At 48.4% G+C, this 21198-nt stretch carries 17 protein-coding genes; 8 read left to right on the top strand and 9 right to left on the bottom strand.

What is annotated here, in order from left to right; all coding sequences use genetic code 11:
* Window positions 1-21 precede the first annotated feature (21 nt).
* The 4 genes from Abci_RS08390 to hisC are packed head-to-tail and all read right to left on the bottom strand — an operon-like array spanning window position 22 to window position 4162.
* On the bottom strand, window positions 22-978 hold the full coding sequence (locus tag Abci_RS08390) for an isopenicillin N synthase family dioxygenase (RefSeq protein WP_048838719.1): 957 nt from the start codon (window positions 976-978) through the stop codon (window positions 22-24).
* A 33-nt stretch (window positions 979-1011) separates the two neighbouring features.
* Window positions 1012-1590, bottom strand: coding sequence for a HutD family protein (locus Abci_RS08385; protein WP_084597596.1), 579 nt, complete (start codon window positions 1588-1590; stop codon window positions 1012-1014).
* 14 nt (window positions 1591-1604) lie between these two features.
* Window positions 1605-2990 (bottom strand): FAD-binding oxidoreductase, encoded by a 1386-nt coding sequence (locus Abci_RS08380; protein ID WP_048838717.1) that lies wholly within the window; start codon window positions 2988-2990, stop codon window positions 1605-1607.
* A 38-nt stretch (window positions 2991-3028) separates the two neighbouring features.
* Complete coding sequence (hisC, locus tag Abci_RS08375) at window positions 3029-4162, bottom strand: histidinol-phosphate transaminase (RefSeq protein ID WP_048838716.1); 1134 nt, start codon at window positions 4160-4162, stop codon at window positions 3029-3031.
* Window positions 4163-4469: 307 nt separating this feature from the next.
* On the opposite strand from hisC, the gene Abci_RS08370 reads away from it, so the two are divergent.
* The 6 genes from Abci_RS08370 (at window position 4470) to Abci_RS08345 (ending at window position 12003) form a co-directional block, all read left to right on the top strand.
* A complete protein-coding gene (locus Abci_RS08370; RefSeq protein ID WP_048838715.1) occupies window positions 4470-5288 on the top strand; it encodes a phytanoyl-CoA dioxygenase family protein in 819 nt (272 codons plus the stop codon).
* Between the two features lie 26 nt (window positions 5289-5314).
* Entirely contained in the window at window positions 5315-6202 is an 888-nt protein-coding gene (locus Abci_RS08365; protein WP_084597595.1) for a substrate-binding periplasmic protein, read from the top strand.
* A gap of 3 nt (window positions 6203-6205) precedes the next feature.
* Entirely contained in the window at window positions 6206-6922 is a 717-nt protein-coding gene (locus Abci_RS08360; protein WP_048838714.1) for an amino acid ABC transporter permease, read from the top strand.
* Window positions 6919-7704 carry an amino acid ABC transporter ATP-binding protein gene (locus tag Abci_RS08355; RefSeq protein ID WP_048838713.1) on the top strand — a complete coding sequence of 262 codons (786 nt, stop codon included), beginning with the start codon at window positions 6919-6921 and terminating at the stop codon, window positions 7702-7704. The genes Abci_RS08360 and Abci_RS08355 overlap by 4 nt, the downstream gene beginning before the upstream one ends.
* A 104-nt stretch (window positions 7705-7808) precedes the next feature.
* On the top strand, window positions 7809-9224 hold the full coding sequence (locus tag Abci_RS08350) for a purine-cytosine permease family protein (protein WP_244877629.1): 1416 nt from the start codon (window positions 7809-7811) through the stop codon (window positions 9222-9224).
* Window positions 9225-9543: 319 nt separating this feature from the next.
* On the top strand, window positions 9544-12003 hold the full coding sequence (locus tag Abci_RS08345; RefSeq protein WP_244877628.1) for a TonB-dependent receptor: 2460 nt from the start codon (window positions 9544-9546) through the stop codon (window positions 12001-12003).
* Window positions 12004-12099: 96 nt separating this feature from the next.
* Here the strand turns inward: Abci_RS08345 and Abci_RS08340 are convergent, their stop codons facing one another.
* The 5 genes from Abci_RS08340 to Abci_RS08320 all read right to left on the bottom strand — a co-directional run bounded on the left by Abci_RS08340 (window position 12100) and on the right by Abci_RS08320 (window position 18850).
* Complete coding sequence (locus Abci_RS08340) at window positions 12100-13245, bottom strand: alpha-hydroxy acid oxidase (RefSeq protein WP_048838711.1); 1146 nt, start codon at window positions 13243-13245, stop codon at window positions 12100-12102.
* A gap of 51 nt (window positions 13246-13296) precedes the next feature.
* Window positions 13297-14850 carry a histidine ammonia-lyase gene (gene hutH, locus Abci_RS08335; RefSeq protein WP_048838710.1) on the bottom strand — a complete coding sequence of 518 codons (1554 nt, stop codon included), beginning with the start codon at window positions 14848-14850 and terminating at the stop codon, window positions 13297-13299.
* A gap of 5 nt (window positions 14851-14855) precedes the next feature.
* Window positions 14856-16553: a urocanate hydratase gene (gene hutU, locus Abci_RS08330; protein WP_048838709.1), complete on the bottom strand. Its 1698-nt coding sequence runs from the start codon at window positions 16551-16553 to the stop codon at window positions 14856-14858.
* Window positions 16554-16651: 98 nt separating this feature from the next.
* Window positions 16652-17446 carry an N-formylglutamate deformylase gene (gene hutG, locus Abci_RS08325; RefSeq protein WP_048838708.1) on the bottom strand — a complete coding sequence of 265 codons (795 nt, stop codon included), beginning with the start codon at window positions 17444-17446 and terminating at the stop codon, window positions 16652-16654.
* 30 nt (window positions 17447-17476) lie between these two features.
* A complete protein-coding gene (locus tag Abci_RS08320; protein WP_048838707.1) occupies window positions 17477-18850 on the bottom strand; it encodes a formimidoylglutamate deiminase in 1374 nt (457 codons plus the stop codon).
* Between the two features lie 147 nt (window positions 18851-18997).
* Between Abci_RS08320 and hutI the strand changes: the two genes are divergently transcribed.
* Window positions 18998-20227, top strand: coding sequence for an imidazolonepropionase (gene hutI, locus Abci_RS08315; protein WP_048838706.1), 1230 nt, complete (start codon window positions 18998-19000; stop codon window positions 20225-20227).
* A gap of 100 nt (window positions 20228-20327) precedes the next feature.
* Window positions 20328-21053: a histidine utilization repressor gene (gene hutC, locus Abci_RS08310; protein WP_048838705.1), complete on the top strand. Its 726-nt coding sequence runs from the start codon at window positions 20328-20330 to the stop codon at window positions 21051-21053.
* Window positions 21054-21198: the final 145 nt, after the last annotated feature.

Here is a 21198-nt window from a genome sequence, read left to right as displayed (position 1 = left end):
GTTTGACAGGTACTACAATCTTCATGGCTTCTTTTTCTGCTGAGAGTCACGAATGCGCCCCTTAATATACGCCCCTGCTGTTACCGGTTCATAATGGGAGACTTCTGTATTAGGCAGGCCCAGATCGCCTGGGTCGATAATTGCATCAAAATCTGGATCATAAAAAGTCGCTATCGAAAAACGTTCTTTTCCCGATTTGTTGATTACGCGATGCATATTCGACCTGTAGCGGTTATTGGACCATCGGCACAACAAATCCCCAATATTAATAACCAATGTGCCCGTAATAGGTGCTGCAGGAACCCATTCATTTTGTAGGTTCTGCACCTCAAGCCCTCCCGTATCATCCTGCCACAAGAGTGTAATACAGCCATAATCAGTATGAGGCGCCACACCATAAGTCGTAATTTCAGACGCTGACTGCGTTTCCGCTGGCGGGTACCAGATGGTTTGCGTTCTTTGCAACGGGTAATAATATTTTTTCTTGAAAAAATCAGGAGATAAATTCAAGGAGCTGGCAATCGCGCTCAAAAGAAGCTGTCCACATTCTGCCGCAGCCTGATAGTAATCTAGAAACGCCTGCCTGAAAGCTGGACGACCTTCAGGCCATACATTAACCCCCTGCAACTCATTCTGCGGGAGGTCTTTCAATTTATCAGTACGAAATTCAGGCCCTATCTGATAAAATTCCTTATAATCTGGTTTTTCAGCCCCATACATTATAGTCCGGTTCAATGCGTTAAAGCCTCTTACCGCCTGTTTGGGGTGGTAACGATCTTTTTCCGAAAACGGCAAATGAAAAAAATTCAATGCTTCTTTTCGCAGTCTTTCAATACACTGCTCAGAAATTCCGTGATTTTTTATATAGCAAAAACCTGATGTAATAAATGCTGCATGAATTTGTTCCCCCAACAAGGCAATATGACCACCACGGGCCGGAGCAAGATCAAGGACAGGGATAAAGCTACTTGTCGTCATGGAACCTTCTCCTTTATTGATAAAGACTACGCTCTAGATTTTAACGAAAAACAGAGAGCTTTCCGGCATTTCTTGTGTCAGCAATGTTTGTGAAAACGTCTGAGCAGAACTACTCCATATTTCTCCCGGCATAATTCTGACTTTGGATTTCCCTTCGTGCAGGTTCCAGGTTCCCGTGGATGGGATAAGAAAGATTTGGCCATCACTTATTTCTTCAACTGTGAAAGCTGCTTCTTTCAGTAAGAATTCCACCGACTGCTTCCACATAACATTATTTCGTACCATTAGATTTAATGCTTGAAGTGATACATGGACGTCCGAAGAGTGCACTACATCTTCACCAGAAAACTGAAACGGTCTGCCGGAACCACTAACCGTATGGCTCCAGTTTCCATTTTTTTCGGACAAGGTTAGAGATCCTTGACCAAGCAACGCAAAAAAGCGTCTCCATCCTCTAAATATGGAAAAAGAACCATCCTTTAAAATATCTGCCACGCTTAGGCGCCACTGAAAGCCTGCCTCTGTTTGACCTTCGGCAATAACCTTCGTATATCCATCGCCATTCCGCCATGGCACACCGGGAATGTCGGCTAAGGCTCGTCTCTGCCACATCACATCACATCACATCACATCACATTATCTGGCAACATTTTACCTGGATTTAAAATATTATTTGGATCAAAGGATATTTTCAGCATCCGCATGATATCCAGAGCATCGCGCCCATGTTCACGCTCCATGAACTCCTTTTTCCCAAGACCAATACCGTGCTCACCACTGCACGCCCCGCCAAGAGAAAGCGCCCGATTAACAATTTTACGATCAAGCTCAAGTGCGCGAGCAAGACCATCGGGCTCAGGGGGAACCAGAATGACAGTATGAAAATTACCGTCCCCTACATGCCCCACAATGGGGGCTAAAAGACCAGATTCTTCAATATCTTTTTTGCTGCCGGTTATCAGTTCTGTCAGTGCAGATACAGGCACAACGGCATCTGTCGCAATACCGCGGTGATTTGGACGATAGGCCAGACATGCCCAGAACGCGCTGTGTCTTGCTTTCCATAACTCATTCCTATCTTCGGGATTATTGCTCCACAAAAAACCTTTTCCATTATGGTCAGCAACCACGGCCTCCATGGTTTCAACCTGTTCCTTTACAGCAGCTGGTGCGCCATGAAATTCAAAAAACATTGTTGGAAGAACGTCGTATCCTGCCATTTTTGAATATTTGATACATGCATCCATCTGCACTTCATCCATCAGTTCCATACGACCAATAGGAAGCCCGATCTGCATAGTTGTAACAGCAGTATTGACTGCATCTTCGAGTTTTTCAAACTGGCATACTGCCGTTGCTATTGCCTCAGGTAACCCATGCAGCCTGAGCTGAATCTCAGTAATAATACCCAGTGTGCCTTCTGAGCCTACAAACAGTCGGGTAAGATCATAACCTGTAGCAGATTTCCGAACACGCCCCCCTGTACGCACAATCCGTCCATCTGCAAGAACGACCGTCAAACCAAGCGTATTTTCGCGCATGGTTCCATATCGCACCGCAGCTGTGCCCGATGCACGGGTAGCGCACATGCCCCCAAGTGTTGACTCCCCTCCAGGGTCAACCGGGAAAAACAACCCGCTATCTCGCAAATAAGCATTCAGTGCATGACGCGTAACACCCGCTTCCACACGGCAATCCAAATCGTCGCCATTTACTTCCAGAATCTGTGTCATACGGGAAAGATCAAGACTGATGCCGTTCTCAGGAGGTGTCACATGCCCTTCCAACGATGTTCCTCCCCCAAACGCGACAATTGGGACGCCATGTTGATTGCATGCCTTCAGAACCGTCGAAACCTCTTGTGTGTTTTCAACAAAAACAACCGCAGCTGGCAAACGCCCCTCCTGCCAACCTTCACCGTGTGAGTGATGGTCGCGAACCGCTTCAGAACACGAAATGCGATCGCCAAAGATTTCAGCTAGTTCAGTTAAAACACATTCAAGAGCAGACATGGTAAATTTTCCAGACAGAAGAGGATAAACTCACGTTACTATAGCGCCAGATCAGCAACCGCCCGCAGCAGGGTATCGTTTTCAGTTGGCAGGCCTATACTTATTCTAGCCCAGTTTTCGAATCTCTTCTCTTTCCAGGGCTTGATGATAATTCCACGTTTCAGGAGTTCGGTCGCCAGATGGTCTGCAGGCACAGGAACACGAACAAATACAAAATTGGTCCATGTCGGCGCAACAAATAGACCCATACTCCTCAGGCCCTCCGCTACCCTTTTCCTCTCAGAAACCGTCTTGCGAATACAGTCTTTCATATAGGCATCATCTGCCAATGCGGCGCACGCCGCGACCTGTGCAGGCATATTGGTGTTAAACGGATCACGCACAGTATCCAAGGTCTTAGCAACCTCGACTGACGAAGTGAGTGCGTAGCCAATCCGTAGAGCAGCCAATCCGTATGCTTTTGAAAAAGTCCGCAATATCACCCATGAACGCGACTGCTTCTCCAAAATAGCCTGTGCATCAGCATAATCGGGATCTTCCTCCGCATATTCTCGATAAGCTTCATCCACGACAATCAGCGTATGAGATGGGCAGGCATCAACCAGATCTTGCAAAGCTGCGCCCGTCATCATGCAGCCGACAGGATTGGATGGGTTGGCAAACATTAAAAGTTTGGTAGGCCTTTTCACGGCATCCTGCAGTGCAGCAAGGTCAAATGTCGCATCAGAACTGACGGGCACAGCATCAACCTCAGCCCCCATCATGCGTGGGTAAATTTCATGCAGCCCAAATGCAGGGCGAACCGTGACCACCCTCTCCCCCGGAGACAAATATGCCTCTGCAATCAGGCGGATAATCTGCTCAGATCCGTTGCCTACAAGAACACGACTGCTTTCAAGACCATTCACGCTGGCAATATCGTGTCGTAGCTTTTCAGCCGCTGCATCTGGATAACGCCCTAGCCGGTCAGCCAAAGCGGCCCACCCTGCAATCACATTTGGAGAAGGACCGTATGGATTTTCGTTACTTCCGAGTTTGACAATATTGTGTAGGCCATACCGCCGCCTCACTTCATCCTCTGATAGGCCGGCATTATAGCGAGGCAAACCCGAGACCTCCGGTCGACATAAGGGGTGCCTAGCGAGAAGAGAAAGAGAAACAGAATCTGGCATCCCGAAGAAACCTCCTGTCATATGGAATAGCTATCATTAATGTATAGACATTTGCCGACTGTAAAGAGCCAAAACTTTTATTAGATCATATTTCCCGCACTCCAATGCCCCAGGAAGGCAAAAAACATAAGAAATCCGGAAAGATATTACACAGTCAGAACGGTCCTGAAAAACTGTTAACATTCAAATAAACTGTGTATTGGACTTCACAAAACAGATTCCAATTTACGAAGGAAGTTTTTGCACTTGACCAATCGTGTACATACAACATATGGTTTTGATATCGGAACATAAGAAAGCAGTGCTTATGGCTATTCCTGACTCCTCAGTTACACTGGACGACGCAACCATCAAGGCGTTTCAAACGGATGGCGTAACCGTTGTGCGCGGCGCTTTCACTGCATGGATCGAGGCTTTACGCACGGGTATGGACGCTACCATGGCAACTCCTAGCCCTTTGGAACGATCATATCACCCTGAAGGCTCTGCTCCTTTTTTTCAGGATCTCTGCAACTGGCAGCGCATCCCACAATTCCGGAATTTCATTGAAAATTCCCCCGCAGGTTCTGTCGCTGCGCAACTTATGCAGGCACACGAAGTTCGGTTCTTTCATGACCACGAACTGGTAAAAGAACCGGGAACGACATTGGTAACCCCGTGGCATCAAGATAGCCCATATTATTGTGTCACAGGCGAAAAGACACTTAGTTTATGGATTCCACTAGATCCTGTAACTAAGGAGCAATGTCTTGAATGCGTTTCTGGTTCGCATCACTGGGGCGTGACTCATCGCCCAAGGAGATTCGATGGCTCCCGCTTGTATGAAGACGATTCAATGCCAGAAATGCCTGATATTGATGCGAACCGTGCCCTCTATGCCATCCGTAGCTGGGACCTCGCGCCAGGCGATGCAATTGCCTTTGATTTCAGAACAATTCATGGCGCACCTGCTACTACAAGCAACACCAAAAGAAGACGCGTATTTTCCGCCCGCTGGGTTGGTGATAACGCACGTTTTGCAGACCGTGGGGGAAAAGGATCTCCACCCTTTCCTCATGTTTCCCTTAAAGATGGAGACTTGCTGGATGGCCCAGACTTTCCGGTGATTTACAAAGTTACTTCCTGACCAGAACCAGTAAGGAATGGGATGCTATGAAGAGGTGCTTTTACCGTTTATCTCCTTCCTTTGTACTTTACACATGCCTGACATTTCTGGGGCCAAGTTGTGCCGCTCACTCTGAATGTCTGGATGATATCCAAAAAGCTGGCGTTCTAACTGCAGGAAACGCCCTATTGGGTGCTCATCCGTCTCTTTGGCAGGACAAAGACGGTACCTATCATGGCATTGACGCTGATCTTTTGCAGGAACTTGCAAGAAGACTGGGAATACCTCAGTCCAAATTTATTATAACTGAATGGACAACCCTTGTTCCGGGCCTGAAAGTTGGCCGGTGGGATATTGTTCTTTCCGACCTTACCATTACAGAAGAACGGATTGCTTACGCACATATTGCGTATTCTCATCCATACTTCATGTTATACGACCGTATAATCGTTTCAAAAGATTCTCCCTTCCACAATATGGAAGATCTAAAGAATGCTAATCTGGGATCTGTGCTTGGCACAACAGATTCTCTGACTGCGCATGCATTGGTGGAAAAAGGTATTGCCGCCAAGGTCAGCGACTTCAATACATTTGGTGATCCATTTATTGCTCTTAGAAACGGTCAAGTTGATGCCGTTGTCGTTGATCAGGGAACACTCCAGGCACAAAAAGAACATTTCGCGGGTCTTCGCACCATAGGCAACCCTTTATTTTATGAAGCCAAATCAGCTTGGAAGAAGGCTCAATCCAAAGCCAGTTATCGGCTGGGAAGTGAGGGCATTGTGGTTCGGAGCACTTGTCCGCGCCTGCTTAATGCTATCAATCAGGCTATGGATGACATGAAACGGGACGGTACAATTCGTACTATTCTAACACGCTACCATGTCTGGGAAGATCTTGAAGAACATTTAACTCAAAACGACCAAGCGGGATAAAAGATGTCTGTTTTCTGGTCTGAATTACAGGAATATTTTCCTTTTCTGCTGAAAGGCGCCGAAGTTACTCTTCAGCTTTCAATCATCAGTATGGCGTTAGGCATGATACTCGGTTTTCTGGCCGCCGTTGGTCGCCTTTCAGGCAGAAAGATTATTCGTTGGCCCCTTGAAGCTTATGTCGAGATATGGCGTGACACTCCGCTTATCGTACAACTTCTACTCATTTATTTCTCCTTGCCTGAACTTGGCATTGTACTCTCGGCCTTCTGGGCTGGTGTTCTTGGGTTAACGCTAAATTTATCCGCCTATCTCTCAGAAGTATACCGTGCCGCCATTCTAGCGGTTGATCAGGGCCAAAAGGCCGCAGCCGTATCGCTAGGCATGTCACCTTTGCAAGTGTATCGGCGCCTCATCATTCCCCAAGCTTTTGTGGCCTGCCTGCCGACGCAAGGGGGATATTTTATTGCTCTTCTGAAAGATTGTTCTCTTGTGTCTTTTATTTCAGTCAATGAGCTTCTTCGTCATGCAACCATTATAATTTCCAATACATTTGACAGCATGAATACTTATCTCATGGTCGCAATAATCTATTTTTTGATGAGCTTCACCAGTGCACGGTGCGTCAGTTACCTTGAACGGAAACTTACCCCATCCCGCAACAGGAAACCCAAAATTAAACCGACGATATCAGAAATGCCCCAGGGAGGCAGCATTATATGACGATTGAGCCCCCTCCCCCCGTTATTACCTTGGAGCAAATCTATAAATCCTACGGTGATAATGCAGTTCTGCGCGGTGTTGATCTGACTGTAAGACAAGGAGAAGCAGTCTTCCTGATCGGCCCCAGTGGTGGCGGAAAATCAACGCTATTACGATGCATTAACTTTCTTGAGCGCCCCGAAGCTGGCACTCTCACTTTTTTGGGCGAAACACTCTGTAGTCAAAACCGCACAAATTTCAGTATTGCACCAGAAAAACAATTGCGTCGGGCTCGGTCTCGAATGCCTATGGTTTTCCAACAGTTCAATCTCTTTTCCCATCGCACCGTTTTAGAAAACGTTATGGAAGGCCCCGTAACAGTAAAAAAAATGCCTAAAAACGCGGGCGTCGGCCTCGCTAGGGAAGCACTTGACCGTGTTCATATGTTACAAAAACAGGATCATTATCCAGACCAGCTTTCAGGCGGTCAGAAACAGCGTGTTGCCATTGCCCGCGCGCTAGCTATGGAACCGCCTGTCATCTTGTTTGATGAACCCACAAGCGCCCTTGACCCCGAACTGGTTAGCGGCGTGCAGACTATCATTAGCGATTTGTCTAACCAAGGTCTGACGTTGCTAGTTGTCACGCATGATCCGGCTTTTGTACAATCAACCGCTCACAAGGTGTGTTTTTGTGATGACGGCCATATTCTCGAAAGCGGAACGGTGAGCGATATTTACACCAATCCTCGCACACAACGAGTGCAGAAATTCATTTTATCCTCAGGCAGTCGCATGACCTGACTTTTGCGTTATTTATTACGATAAAGAAACGTGATAATAATCTACAAATCCATACACGCAGAACGGCAATGCTCTCAGACGTACAAGGCATTTAGGACCACAGCATGACTTCAAACTCGCACGATCCTCAAAGCTTCACCAACGCAGCATCAATGGAGCACAGAACTATCTACCCCATTCCTCACTCTGAACGTATGGGGCATCCGCGAGATCTGTTTGCAGTCTGGTTTGGAACCAATACCACCATTCTTACCGTCATTACCGGCGCATTGGCATCTGTTGTCTTCCACCTTCCTTTACTTGCGGGGTGCCTGGCGCTTCTTCTCGGCAATTTGCTAGGCGGCATATTCATGGCATTGCACGCGGCTCAGGGGCCTCGTCTGGGTGTGCCTCAGATGGTGCAAACCTGTGGCCAATTCGGGTCTATGGGAGCTGTACCCATGATTGCCCTTGTTGTTTTTATCTATGTTGGATTTTCGGCATCCAATCTGGTTGTGGGAGGAGAAGGGTTTCAACTGGCACTCCCCTGGTGCGGCTACCTGGGTGGCGTGCTGGCTGTTACTGTCCTTTCGGCTTTCCCTGCTTTCTGGGGATATCGCACTATTCACATCATAACTAAGTTTATTTCAGTTGCTTGTGGAGCAGCTCTTATCTGGGCGCTTGCCGCTGTCATGGGCAACCACCACGCCGTCACGCTTTTGAGTAGCTTCGGACAGACGACTTTTTCAGGCTTCATGGGAGCAGTTTCTGTCGCAGCGCTCTGGCAATTAGCGTATGCCCCTTACGTATCTGATTATTCCCGTTATCTTCCTGATAGTCGGCAGGGTGCTCAGCATGCTTTTCACGCTACATATTGGGGATCAGCACTGGGAACAATACTGCCCATGCTTCTCGGGGCAACCCTTGGCGCAATTACTCCCCATGGCACAGACATCCTACCCACACTCATGGCGTATCTAGGCTGGGGAGGCCCGATGGTTATGGTAACATTAGTCATTGGGATTACCGTTGCCAACGGGATGAGCATCTATTGTGGAAGCCTATCTTCACTCATGTTACTGCAAATGGCGCTTCCCAAGCACCGCTTTGGCATAAAAACGCGCATCAGTGTGACAGCCGCACTGATGCTTTTTGTGCTTAGCCTTACAATGTTTATGACGCACGATTTTATGGAAACTTATACGGAGTTTCTCAATCTGCTGATGATTATCATGGTCCCTTGGACTGCCATTAATCTGATTGACTATTATCTGGTACAGCATGGATCTTATGACGTGGCTTCATTTTTCAAAGCAGACGGCGGCCAATATGGTCGCTACAATATCCCTGCTCTGGTATGTTACAGTCTTGGTGTCGCTGTACAAATTCCGTTTGTGTCCAATCACCTCTACACTGGACCGTTCGCACGACTTCTCCAAAACACAGATATTTCTTGGGCTATCGGACTTATATTGACATCACTATTCTATGTCTTGGTCATGCGAAAACACACGAGCATGGACATTCGACAGAAAACATAATTTAGACTTTGAAATTCAAATATTATCCGAGCGCGCAGCAACTCTGCGCGCTTTTTTATTTTCAGCCCTAGTTCCCACACCGCACAACCTTTCCGGTATAGAGGGAAGCCGAAAGAACGTGATTTTCACAAAAACCACACTCAAAAAAATATTACGATTTCGTTTCGGAATCCTATTGACCTAACTCGTATGGACAACTTAGGGTTCTTCAAGAACCTTGGTGTGTCGGGAACACGAATCACTAAGCAAAGACAAAGAAAAATCTTGTCTATATCTATTTCTCTCTTGCACCCATAATAGCCCGGTGGAGTTCAGACGCATGAGACCCAGCACCTTTTCTCTAACCAGACTCTTGCTTTTTTCTTCGATGTTCATCTCCATTGGAAGCACAAGTGCAATAGCCAGCGCCGCGACACCGGATACAGATTCTGGAATGATCAAAAAGCACGCGGTCAAGCCGAAAACAACCACTAATGCCACCCAGTCGGCTACAAAACGGAGGCCATCTTCAAAAGAACCTTCGACCTATCTAAGTTCAACATCCGAACAATTTGAGGTTACATCACGACATTTACCTCATGGTGCTGTTGTGACCATTGGCCAGAAACTACTGTCACAAGCACCTGCAGGAACAAACCCATTAAAGACACTGGCGCAGTTGCCTGGCATCATGTTCCAGTCTGCAGAACCTCAAGGAATTGATATTTGGTCGAATCAGGTTTTCATGCATGGCTTTCAGCAGCAACAGATTGGCATGACACTGGATGGTATGCCATTAGGGGAGCAGACTGTTCGCAACTATAATGGCCTTAATACCATACAAGCTATTTCGTCAGAAAATGTTGCCCGCATTGTTGTTTCCCAATCTGCAGGCGCAGAATCTGTCGCTGCTACCAATAACCTTGGAGGGTCTTTTGACTACGTGTCTCGCGACCCATCCCATAAGCTTGGCGGCACGGTCAACCAAGGGTTTGGTAGTTACGCAAATTTTCACACTTTTGCGCGTGTTGACAGTGGTGACCTGAACCGTTCAGGCACTCGCTTCTACGCATCTTACATGCGTCAGGATGGCCAGATATGGAAGGGAACGGGTGAGCAGTTCATGCAGCAGGTTAACGCTAAATTCCTGCAGCCTATCGGACAAAGCAGCAGCATTTCGGCCTTTTTTGACTGGTCTGACCTCCATCAATTTTCTACAGCTGATGCATCCCCAGAGGTGTTAAGCAACGTCGGATATAACGTGTCCAACTACTATAACGGCAAACAAAGCGGGCTTCAGCAGGCCATTAATGCCGCAAATGGTATCTATCCATCCAGCTTCAGCAACCTGAAGGATCCAGCTGATTCTGCATATTATGATGCAGTACTGAACACTGTCGATACTTTTGGCGGTATCAAAGCTCACATGCAGATGACTGACAATCTAACATGGGACACAACGGCTTATGGCCACGGGGAGAGCAACCAGACAACCTGGACAACCCCTTACTATCCATCCCCCAATGGATCGCCGCTTTCAGAACTGGTGAAAGAACCGGCCATTCAGCGCTTTGGTATTATCTCCCAGGCACATTACAATATTGCACATAACGAGATCAGCGGAGGAGTCTGGTATGAAAACAACCATTACCAGTCGCCAATGTATGCTTATGAAATGCCAAATATCGTTAATGGACAACTGACATCAGCCCTTCCCAACCCTCTTGGGCACTGGTCTAATCCTTTTGCTAAAATCTATAATCAAACTTACAATACAAACACCTTCACAGCCTTTGTGCAGGACACTTATCGCGTACTTCCAAACCTGGCCCTCCATTTTGGCTTCAAATCCGTTCTGGCAACCACCAATGTCGGCAACGGATATATTAATGAGAACTACTACGGTTCAGGTGCCAACATTACCAGCGGTGCAGGACTTACGACATCCAAACCTTTCCTTCCACATATCAGCGCAGACTGGCACTTCCTAAAACATCACGAGCTTTTCTTTGATATTTCAGAAAATGTGCATACATACGCACAATCTGGCTACAAACTATCTGCATCACCATTCGCTATCTCGCAAACCGCCTTTGATGCCGGTCGCAACTCCTTCCGCCCCGAAACGGACTGGACGTATGCAGCAGGTTATCGCTACAGCAGCCAGATTATTGGCGCGTCCGTCTATGCATATCGCACAAACTTCAACAATCGCTTGCAACAGGTGACATCGGGATCAGCCGTAAATCCGATTTCGACAGTTTCCAACGTCGGCGGTGTAACAATGAACGGGGTAGATGCTGCTATTACCATCATGCCAATCAAACACCTGTCATTTACCAATAGTGTCAGTTACAACCATGCGACGTATGATGATAATTTGCAGGAAGCGGGCGTATCATATCACACCCGCGGCAAGCAGATCATCAATTATCCCCGCTTCATGTATAAAACACGTCTTTCTTATGATTGGCAGGGCTTAACCGCCTATGTAGATGCAAGTTACACCGGCAAACGCAATTACAGCTATACTGGAGACGTAAAAATACCAAGTTATTGGTTGACCAACCTTGGCGTCCAATACAACCTCGGCAAACTACCTTATTTCCAAAAGTCAGTTTCCACCGTGAAAGATCTCACTCTTAACTTCAGTGTTACCAATCTTCAAAACAACCGCTACATTGCAACAATGGGTGAAAACGGAAATCCGCTAAGCATTTCACAGGGCGCCTTGGAATTCCAGTCCATGCTGGTCGGCGCACCACGTATGTTCTTCGGATCCATCAGTGCAAATTTCTAATTCACACTGTTAAAATTCAAGTATAAGGCTGCCATGGCACTGTTCATGGCAGCTTTTTTTTCAGAAAGAGCTAAAATAATAACGTTTTCCTTAATTTTATGCTTTTCTGAGTATTGCGCATCCTTTCTCGCGCAAGCTGGAAACACTGTTGATGCCTGCAAGACCCATGACGTCTCGAACTTCCCCTCGTAAGCCGGCAATCATCTCTGTAAGCCCCTGCTCGCCATTAGCAGCCAGCGCCCATGCCCAAGGCCTCCCCAAGGCGACAATAGAAGCCCCCTGAGCCAAGGCAGTTACAATATCCCCTCCCCTCCTTATCCCACTATCCAAAATAACGGCGTGGTTAGTATTTCCTGCAGCTGCAACAATATCAGGCAATACATCCAGAGTAGCTGGCGCAGGATCAAGCTGCCGACCACCGTGGTTTGAAACCATTACTGAATCTACCCCGGCGGCAATACAACGGTTTGCATCCGCGGGGTGCATTATCCCTTTCACTACCAGCTTGCCTTTCCATTCATTCCTGAGCCAATCCAGATCACTCCAGCTAAAGCTCGGGTCTATCTGGGCGGCAGCATTTTTTGCCTGCTCCAACAAGGACAGACCCATTCCGTATACCTTAAGATTCCCTAACTCTGGTTGTTTGTATCGCAGCATATTAAAACTCCAACGCCACGCAGAAGCAAAGGAAAGCATTTGTGTCAGGGACGGTTTAGAAAGCCGTCGAAAGCCATTCCTTTCGTCTCGAGGCCTAAGAGGCGTAATTGCTGTATCAACCGTCAAAATAAGCGTGCGCACACCACAGTCTCTGGCACGCCGCATCATATCATGCGTAATCGCCCTATCCCGAAAAACGTAAAGCTGCGCCAGGATATCTACGTCAGCGACTTTACATATGTCTTCCAGAGCAGCAATCGAAAAGGTTGAAACACAAAATGGAATCCGCTCCGCAGCAGCCGCACGCGCAGCCATCAAATCCGCTCCCCCACGCATCATTCCAGCAAAACCGACAGGGGCAAGCATGAACGGTGCCGAACATTCATAGCCTAACCAGCATGTATGAGTGGAAACCTGAGAAACATCTTGCAGGCACCGTGGAATGATAGACCATTTCCCAAATGCCTGACGGTTACGACGCATTGTACTTTCCTCATGGGCGCCCCCAGCAACATAGTCACGAAACAGGCGAGGTAAAACTTGTTCAGCATTCTGCTGCACATCGTCTATTCCTGTAAAAACCATAACCTCCCTCCATAAAAAAACCCCGGACTATGCCGGGGCCGTAAGAAAAGTTTATACTAAGCTACACTCTGGTAGAGGCACCAGTTCCTTGACACGCGCCACCATAATGTTCTGTGCAATAAGAGCACGCATGGCTTCAATATCCGGAGTAAAAAGCCTATCCTGTGCAAAGAATAAAATGTGCTCTCGCACTGTATCCTTAGCAACCACAAGCGGGGCAGATGTCCTGAGCGGAGCAAGAAAGTCTAGCCCCTGTACAGCCGCCAGACATTCGATCGCAATAATCGTGCAAACGTTGTCCACGATATCTCCCAGACGGCGAGCGGCAAAAGTCGCCATACTCACATGATCTTCCTGATTGGCTGATGTCGGCAAGCTATCCACACTGGCGGGGTGTGCAAGGGTCTTGTTTTCAGACGCCAGAGCCGCCGCTGTAACCTGCGCAATCATGAAGCCTGAATTCAGTCCGCTGTCCTTTACCAGAAATGGAGGAAGCCCGCTCATCTGGGCATCCATCAGCATGGCCAGGCGTCGTTCGGAAATTGCGCCGATTTCTGAAACTGCAATCGCAATTGTATCAGCCGCTATTGCCACCGGTTCCGCATGGAAATTGCCGCCAGAAATCATTTCATCTGTGTCTGCAAAATGAATAGGATTGTCAGAAACGGCATTGGCTTCCGTAATCAAGGTGACTGCTGCGTTGCGCAATGTATCAAGGCAGGCACCCATAACTTGCGGCTGGCAACGCAGACAATAGGGGTCCTGCACGCGCTCATCCCCCTCACGATGTGAATCGCGAATAGAAGACTCGGTCAGAAGACTGCGGTAAACAGCAGCTGTTTCAATCTGACCTTTCTGCCCACGCAACGCGTGCAGACGTGGATCAAAGGGAGCATCAGTGCCACGCGCTGCATCCAGCGTCAGCCCGCCAGCCACTAGAGCCGCGTGGAACACACGCTCTGCCTGAAACAGTCCTGAAAGTGCCAGTGCTGTTGAAGCCTGGGTGCCATTCAGCAGGGCAAGCCCTTCTTTCGGCCCAAGTTCAATGGGAGCAAGCCCTGCAGCGCGAAGAGCTTCAGCGCCGGTGAGCTTCTCCCCTTTATAGAAAGCGTGCCCTTCTCCAATAACAACTGCACTCATGTGCGCCAGTGGGGCCAAGTCACCTGAGGCACCGACTGAGCCTTTTTCCGGAATAACCGGCACCACACCACGGTTCAGCATGGCCAACAGAAGAGTGACCACTTCCTTACGCACACCTGAAAAGCCTCTGGCAAGTCCGTTGGCTTTAAGGAGCAGAATAAGTCGGACAACTGCTTCGCTCATTGGTGCGCCAATTCCAGCAGCGTGGCTAAGCACCAGATTTCGCTGAAGGTCTTTCAGTTTGTCATCAGGAATACGGGTTTTGGCTAGTTTACCAAAACCCGTGTTGACCCCATAGACAGGTTCCCCACGCGCAACGATCCGTTCGACAGATAAAGCGGCTACACGCAACACTTCTTCTGCTTCTGGCGCAAGTTCTACCTGCGCAGAAGACGAGAAAAAGAAAGAACGGATTTCAGTATACGTCAGCTTGCCAGGATACAAGACAAAGGATTCAGCAGACATTCTTCTCAGGCTCCGGGCTTGATCATAGGAAGATTCAGCGATTTTTCGTGCGCACAGTTAACTGCAATATCGTATCCGGCATCAGCATGACGCATCACGCCCGTTGCAGGGTCATTCCAGAGCACGCGCTCCAATCGGCGAGCCGCTTCGGGCGTACCGTCAGCAACAATCACCATGCCTGCGTGCTGGGAGAAACCCATGCCAACGCCACCACCGTGGTGCAAAGACACCCATGTAGCGCCAGATGCAGTATTCAGCAGTGCATTTAACAATGGCCAGTCGGAAACGGTGTCGCTTCCGTCCCGCATAGCTTCTGTTTCCCGGTTTGGACTGGCTACAGAGCCGCTATCCAGATGGTCACGACCAATAACGATGGGCCCCTTCAGTTCGCCATTAGCAACCATTTCGTTAAATGCCAGACCGAGGCGATGCCTGTCACCCAGCCCTACCCAACAGATACGCGATGGCAAACCTTGGAATTGAATTTTTTCACGCGCCATATCCATCCAATTATGCAAATGCACATCGTCTGGCAGAAGTTCTTTTACTTTCTGGTCTGTCTTGTAGATATCTTCGGGGTCGCCCGACAATGCAGCCCACCGGAATGGACCAATACCCCGACAGAAGAGCGGGCGAATATAGGCAGGCACGAAGCCAGGGAAAGCAAAAGCATCTTCCAGGCCCTCTTCAAAAGCCATCTGTCGGATGTTGTTGCCGTAATCGAATGTTGGAATTCCCATGCGATGGAATGCCACCATGGCAGCAACATGGTCCCGCATAGACTGCCGTGCTGCTTTTTCCACTGCCGCTGGATCTGTCTGGCGTTTGTGTTCTGCTTCTTCCAGTGTCCAGCCTTTAGGCAGGTATCCATTCCGCGGATCATGAGCGGATGTCTGGTCGGTCACGGCGTCCGGCCGAATACCACGACGCACCAATTCAGGGAATATTTCTGCAGCATTGCCGAGGAGTCCTACAGAAATGGCCTCGCCCCGTTCACATGCCGCGTTAATCAGTTCCAACGCTTCATCAAGAGTATCGACCCGACGATCGAGATAGCCTGTATCAAGTCTTTTCTGAATACGGCTTGGCTCACATTCAACCGCCAACATGGAAGCACCGGCCATAACAGCGGCAAGCGGCTGTGCCCCGCTCATGCCGCCCAGACCGCCAGTCAGAATCCACCGGCCTTTCAGGCTTCCGCCGTAATACTGACGGCCCATTTCTACAAATGTTTCGTAGGTGCCCTGAACAATGCCCTGAGACCCAATATAAATCCAGGACCCCGCAGTCATCTGACCGTACATCATCAGGCCCATACGGTCGAGTTCGTTAAATTTGTCCCAGTTTGCCCAATGCGGCACAATATTGGAATTCGCGATTAAAACGCGAGGAGCATCGGAATGTGTCCGAAAAACCCCAACGGGTTTGCCTGACTGCACAAGAAGTGTCTGGTCATCTTCCAGATCGCGCAAGCTGGCTACAATCTGATCATAGCATGCCCAGTTTCTGGCAGCACGCCCAATACCACCATAGACAACCAGTTCAGATGGCCGCTCTGCCACTGCAGGGTCAAGATTATTCATCAGCATACGCAAAGCAGCTTCTGTTTGCCAGCTTTTAGCGGATTTCTCTGTACCTTTTGGAGAACGAATGATGCGATCATTAGCAAGGCGATCATTAGAAACTGTAGAGATATCACTCATTTTCTAACCCTTGTTCATACTTGTATATACGTTAATTTAGGCGGCGTTTGTTTTCATTGTCAATCTGCAATGTTCCGAATTTGTCTCTTATTTGAAAATCAGGGTCTGTATGCCAAGGCGCAGCGTAAGAATTGCTTCAATACATACTTCAACTGCTCGACTTTTTTACCACTGAGTGGCCACGGAGAAACTTCACTCTCAAGGTATGTGGTCTGTGCAAGCTCAAGCTGCACAGCATGAATATTTTCTTCCGGCTTCCCGTAATGACGAGTCGTATATCCGCCTTTAAAACGCCCATCCAACACGTGCGTATAATGCGGAAAAACACTGGCCTGTACGACTAACGCTTGCGCCAGCACCGGTGCGCAAGCCGCCCCTGCATTGGTACCAAAGTTCAGGTCCGGTAAAATACCTTCAAAAAGACGTGGTATTGTGGATGCAATGGAATGTCCATCCCATAGAATAGCCCATCCCCACTTGTCTTTTAATCGGGCCAATTCCTGCTCGATTTTCTGATGATACGGTGTCCAGAACAGATTTGTTCTTTCCAGAACTTCCTGATGATCTGGCGCCAGACCATCTTTATAGATAGGTTGCCCTGAAAATGTCAGGTGCGGAACAAGGCCAGTACTAGGCCTGCCTGGATACAATGCGACATCATCAGCCCCACGATTCAGGTCCACCACGTAACGTGAATAATTTGCACGTAAAACGCCAACTCCCAACCCCGATGCGAAATCATACAGTGCTTCCATATACCAATCTGTATCTGGTAATACGCGCCCAGTTTCTGTCATGCGCTCAGATAATCCATCTGGCAGTTTCTGACCGGCATGGGGCAACGTAATAAGAACCGGAGCTTCACCAGCGGAAAAAGTGTAAACGGACGTCATATGCACCTGACCTTTCCTGTCATACGTTGCTTAAGATTCAGAGAAGATTTTACCCATGACGTCACGGAACTGACTGGTCAGTTTATCCTGCAATGAGTGCCTACCGTCCCTAACCTGCCAGACGCCAGCACACATCACATGCTCAACCGGCAATGCCGGCAAAGAGAATAGAGCAGCATCCAAAATAACATCCTCTTCAAGATTAGGCAGTATCAGCCTGTTAATATCCAAAGTGCAGACGTCTGCCCGTGCCCCCTCAATCAACCCCCATTTACCGAAACCGCATGCCTGTGCACCCCCAGCAATGGCCTGCCTGTAAAGCCACTCGCCCGTCGAACCCATCATGCCACGCGGTAGGGCAACGCACCGACTTTGCGCGGAAAGTCGCATGCCGTATTCCAACGTTCGCAACTCCTCGCCAGGGCTAATCAGAACGTTACTATCTGAACCAATACCAAAACGACCATTTAAACTTACATAGTCTACAAAAGGGAAAAAACCGTCCCCGAGATTGGCTTCAGTGATCGGACAAAGACCAGCAACAGCTTTACTTTTTGCAATTTTTTCCACCTCAATACCAGAAAGATGCGTGGCATGAACCAGACACCAGCGGGCATCGACCAACAGATTTTCGAACAGATACTCAACAGGTCTACTGCCTGTAGCTAACACACATTGTTCGACTTCACCCGTTTGTTCTGAAATATGAATATGAATTGGGACTGCGCCAATTTTCCCTTCGACCAGTGCCCTTATGGACGCCATGTCAGCAGCACGCAGGGAATGTAAACCCACCCCCACATTCACCAAATTACTGGTTTTGCCTCTCTGATTGACTGCCTGGCACATATGCATGATCAGATCAGGCGTTGATGCAAAGCGCTTCTGTTCGTCCAACAAAGGACACGCATTGAACCCGGAATACATATAAAGCGTTGGTAAAACCGTGATGCCCAGACCAACAGTTTGTGCGCCTGATGCCACCCGCAAGGCCATTTCTGCCGGGTTATTATACAGCGCGCCTGTTTTGTCACGGTGCAGATAATGGAACTCTGCAACCTGCGTATAACCTGCGCAGAGCATTTCCATATACAAATAGGCGGCTATAACTTCCATCTGCTCTGGCGAAATATTGCTGGCGAGCTTGTACATAAGCGTGCGCCACGTCCAGAATGTGTCAGACGGTGTCTGTCGTCGTTCCGCCAGTCCGGCCATGCCTCGCTGAAAAGCATGAGAATGCAGACTGATTTGCGGTGGGAGCGCCACCTCAAGCTGTTCAGCCTGTACCGAGGGCTTTGTATCTGCCTTTACGGACGAAAATGTACCGTCAGGCCCAATAACCAAGGTGACGTTTTTTTTCCACCCATCTGGAAGAAGGGCCTGTTTCACAAAAAGCTCGGTCATGCTGCCATATCCATTGCGCCTCTTGTCTCCGACCAAGATCATGCAAAATGCAAAATCGTGTCACTGTCATTCTGAGACCATAACGGATTTGACTTATTTGTATATACTTTTGTATGGTATTTTAGATACTGTGGAAATGAGGACACTATGTGGGACACACTCTGGACAGATGTTCACCTTGCCACGATGGCACCCTCACGCGTTACAGAGTCCGATCCTTATGGATGCATCAAAAACGCAGCTATTGCCCAAAAAGACGGTATAATTACTTGGGTTGGAAAAAAGGAAGACCTTTCGGGCTCCCCTCAAACGCTTGCCAGAAATGTACATTCCATGGGCGGTCACTGGGCAACGCCGGGGCTGATCGACGCCCATACTCATCTTGTCTATGCTGGTGATCGCAGTAACGAATTTGCACGGCGTTTGGAGGGAGTCAGTTACCAGAAAATTGCGCAGGAAGGTGGCGGAATTAATGCCACGGTAACCGCCACACGTGCCGCGTCAGAAGATATATTGCTGGAACTGGCGATTAAGCGCGCCAAGAGAATGATTGCAGGAGGCACAACAACTCTTGAGGTGAAATCAGGCTACGGTTTAACTCTTGAAGACGAACTCAAACTTCTGCGCGTTGCGCGTAATCTTGAAAAACATCTCCCCATCAGAGTACATACAACTTTTTTAGGCGCCCATGCGCTTCCGCCTGAATATAAGTACAAGCAAAAGGCATATGTTGCCACCCTGGTAGACGAAATGCTGCCGCGTGTCGCAAAAGAAAAACTAGCTGACAGCGTAGATGCCTTTTGTGAAACAATTGCATTTACACCATCTGAAGTCGCGCAGATATTTGAGGCCGCCACAACACTAAATCTCCCCGTGCGCATACATGCAGACCAGATGTCTGACAGCGACAGTTGCTCATTGGCGGCCCGATTCAAGGCTTTGTCAGCAGATCATGTGGAATATGCAAATGAGGAAGGAGTAAAAGCCATGGCAAAAGCTGGTACTGTCGCCATGCTTCTGCCTGGCGCGTTCTACTTCATCCGTGAAACAAAATTACCACCAATCGAATGGTTTAGAAAATACAATGTTCCTATGGGATTGGCGACAGACTGCAACCCTGGCACTTCTCCTGTAATGGATATGACAACCATAATGAATATGGCTTGCACGCTCATGCGCCTCACGCCCGCTGAAGCTCTGCATGGAGCAACTACAATAGGAGCCAAAGCTCTTGGTCTCCAAAAACATATTGGAGTTCTCCAAGAAGGCTACTCTGCAGACGTGTCTTTTTGGCCGGTATCCGGCCCGCATGAATTATCATACTGGATTGGAGGAGTAACTCCTTCAGCCCGTGTCTTTAAAGGGCAATACGACTGAAAAGGTCTTAAATAGATATTCCACGCCTTAACATCTATACAGGACAAGAAAACGCCCATAATTTAAAAACACACCCAGACCGCCCGAAGGACTATTCATTATGGCCGCCGCCCCGACTACCCGCCCCCAACTGCGTTATGAACAAGTAAAGCAGTATATCACTGAGCATATTAATCGTGGCGACTGGAGTATCGGGGAGCGACTGCCGTCAGAAAGCGAATTGGTCGAGACTCTCGGCGTATCACGCATGACTGTTCATCGGGCTCTTCGCGAATTAATGGCAGAAGGTCTGGTAACGAGAGCACAAGGCGTAGGAACTTTTGTTGCAAAACCAGTCCCGCGGGCGACCTTACTTGAGTTACACGATATTGCTGACGACATTATTGCTGCAGGACATATTCACACACAGCAAGTTATAACACTTGAATCCGTAAGGGCTGATGTTGATCTCGCCATGGCTTTTGACCAACGTCCGGGTGCAAAACTTTTTCATTCAGTGATTGTCCATTTTGAAGATAAGATTCCTTTGCAGGTTGAGGAACGTTATGTTTCCCCTCATTTTGTACCGGATTATCTGGAGCAGGATTTCACTACCCTGCACCCCCATCGACTGCTGACCCACATCTCTCGTCCTGATGAGATGGAGCACGTGATCTTTGCGATCACCCCCGACAGACAGTTGCAACATCTTTTAGAATTGGAGGAACCCACCACAGCATGCCTCCAACTAGTTCGCCGCACATGGGTGCAAGGTAAAACCGTTATGAAAGGGATTTTCACTTACCCAGGAAACCGATACAGTTTGGGCGGTCGCTATCAAGTGTAAGCAAACGTAACAAACCTGTACGAAATTTAGGCGGAAAACGCTTCGCTTTGTTGCTCATGAATTCTTCTTACCTCTCGGGTCGCTATGTCTCTATAAATCCCAAGGCAATTTACTTCACGAGAGTCTTCAAAAGGCAGGGAGCGAC

It is taken from the genome of Acetobacter cibinongensis, from assembly GCF_000963925.1.
Lineage (GTDB): Bacteria > Pseudomonadota > Alphaproteobacteria > Acetobacterales > Acetobacteraceae > Acetobacter > Acetobacter cibinongensis.
Note: the sequence above shows the minus strand (reverse complement) of the source record. Positions and strands in the feature narration are given on the sequence as shown.

What these genes read in the sequence shown, in the direction of transcription:
- Abci_RS08390 (WP_048838719.1), bottom strand. Translation starts at nt 978, where the DNA reads ATGACGACAAGTAGCTTTATCCCTGTCCTTGATCTTGCTCCGGCCCGT.
- Abci_RS08385 (WP_084597596.1), bottom strand. Translation starts at nt 1,590, where the DNA reads ATGTGGCAGAGACGAGCCTTAGCCGACATTCCCGGTGTGCCATGGCGG.
- Abci_RS08380 (WP_048838717.1), bottom strand. Translation starts at nt 2,990, where the DNA reads ATGTCTGCTCTTGAATGTGTTTTAACTGAACTAGCTGAAATCTTTGGC.
- hisC (WP_048838716.1), bottom strand. Translation starts at nt 4,162, where the DNA reads ATGCCAGATTCTGTTTCTCTTTCTCTTCTCGCTAGGCACCCCTTATGT.
- Abci_RS08370 (WP_048838715.1), top strand. Translation starts at nt 4,470, where the DNA reads ATGGCTATTCCTGACTCCTCAGTTACACTGGACGACGCAACCATCAAG.
- Abci_RS08365 (WP_084597595.1), top strand. Translation starts at nt 5,315, where the DNA reads ATGAAGAGGTGCTTTTACCGTTTATCTCCTTCCTTTGTACTTTACACA.
- Abci_RS08360 (WP_048838714.1), top strand. Translation starts at nt 6,206, where the DNA reads ATGTCTGTTTTCTGGTCTGAATTACAGGAATATTTTCCTTTTCTGCTG.
- Abci_RS08355 (WP_048838713.1), top strand. Translation starts at nt 6,919, where the DNA reads ATGACGATTGAGCCCCCTCCCCCCGTTATTACCTTGGAGCAAATCTAT.
- Abci_RS08350 (WP_244877629.1), top strand. Translation starts at nt 7,809, where the DNA reads ATGACTTCAAACTCGCACGATCCTCAAAGCTTCACCAACGCAGCATCA.
- Abci_RS08345 (WP_244877628.1), top strand. Translation starts at nt 9,544, where the DNA reads ATGAGACCCAGCACCTTTTCTCTAACCAGACTCTTGCTTTTTTCTTCG.
- Abci_RS08340 (WP_048838711.1), bottom strand. Translation starts at nt 13,245, where the DNA reads ATGGTTTTTACAGGAATAGACGATGTGCAGCAGAATGCTGAACAAGTT.
- hutH (WP_048838710.1), bottom strand. Translation starts at nt 14,850, where the DNA reads ATGTCTGCTGAATCCTTTGTCTTGTATCCTGGCAAGCTGACGTATACT.
- hutU (WP_048838709.1), bottom strand. Translation starts at nt 16,553, where the DNA reads ATGAGTGATATCTCTACAGTTTCTAATGATCGCCTTGCTAATGATCGC.
- hutG (WP_048838708.1), bottom strand. Translation starts at nt 17,446, where the DNA reads ATGACGTCCGTTTACACTTTTTCCGCTGGTGAAGCTCCGGTTCTTATT.
- Abci_RS08320 (WP_048838707.1), bottom strand. Translation starts at nt 18,850, where the DNA reads ATGACCGAGCTTTTTGTGAAACAGGCCCTTCTTCCAGATGGGTGGAAA.
- hutI (WP_048838706.1), top strand. Translation starts at nt 18,998, where the DNA reads ATGTGGGACACACTCTGGACAGATGTTCACCTTGCCACGATGGCACCC.
- hutC (WP_048838705.1), top strand. Translation starts at nt 20,328, where the DNA reads ATGGCCGCCGCCCCGACTACCCGCCCCCAACTGCGTTATGAACAAGTA.